The following is a 904-nucleotide window of genomic DNA, read 5'->3' as shown; positions in this document are numbered from 1 at the left end:
AAATTCACCATCCAGACCGGGGCCAACAATGGTGATTCGGTGGTGATCGATTCGAACGCGTTCAACGGCTCGACGCTGTTCGGCACGACCGGCGGCACCGGCAACACCAACTATTCCAGCGCATCGGGGGCGACCCAGTCGCTGGACGTGACGACACAGGCCAAGGCGGCGACGACCATCACCAACGTCGATTCCGCCGTGGCCGAGGTCAACACGACCGAAGCGTCGCTGGGGGCGGCACAGAACCGGCTGACCTCGGTGGTGAACAACCTCAACTCCAACATCACCAACCTGTCGTCGGCACGCAGCCAGATCCAGGACACCGACTATTCGGCGTCCACCACCCGGTTGGCCAAGTCGCAGATCCTGTCGCAGGCCTCTACCGCGATGCTTGCCCAGGCCAACCAGAGCCAGCAGAACGTGCTGTCACTGCTCAAGGGCTAAACCCCATAATCCGGTCCTGTGCCTGCGTCTCCACCGCAGGGCAGGATCGGGCCTTGCCCAGACCACGCCGCGACCAGTCTCCACCTGGGCAGCGGCACATCGGGTACTTTCTTGTCCTGTCGCCCGTCTCCACCGGGCGACAGGGCATTTTTCGTGCGTCGGTCCTGCCCGGCGATTGGCGCCGAAGGGCGCCGGGCGAAACCTAATATTTCGTTATAAAAATCTGAAATACAAAGAAATTAATTCGAACGGTCAGGCAATATTTTGCCGCTCCAGCGCTTAAATGCGGCAATAATTTGCCGCTTTATCGTATGGCAGCCGCCCTGTTTCGAACCGGGGTGGACGTCGATTTGGTAGAAAAATCTATCCTGGAGACCAAAGATGACCGTTATCAACACCAACATTTCTGCGATGGAGGCGGCCAACGCGTCGAACTCTGCGCAGTCGATGACCTCGAAAG

The 904-nt window shown here is 59.0% G+C and carries 2 protein-coding genes; one reads left to right on the top strand and one right to left on the bottom strand.

Translation table 11 applies throughout. The annotated features are described in order from the left end of the window. On the top strand, positions 1-444 hold a 444-nt coding region (locus AQZ49_RS21225; protein WP_255355439.1), incomplete at its 5' end, for a flagellin. A 239-nt stretch (positions 445-683) separates the two neighbouring features. Here the strand turns inward: AQZ49_RS21225 and AQZ49_RS22680 are convergent. Further along, on the bottom strand, positions 684-904 hold a 221-nt coding region (locus tag AQZ49_RS22680; protein ID WP_197411158.1), incomplete at its 5' end, for a hypothetical protein.

The organism is Novosphingobium sp. FSW06-99 (assembly GCF_001519065.1).
GTDB lineage: Bacteria > Pseudomonadota > Alphaproteobacteria > Sphingomonadales > Sphingomonadaceae > Novosphingobium.
Note: the sequence above shows the minus strand (reverse complement) of the source record. Positions and strands in the feature narration are given on the sequence as shown.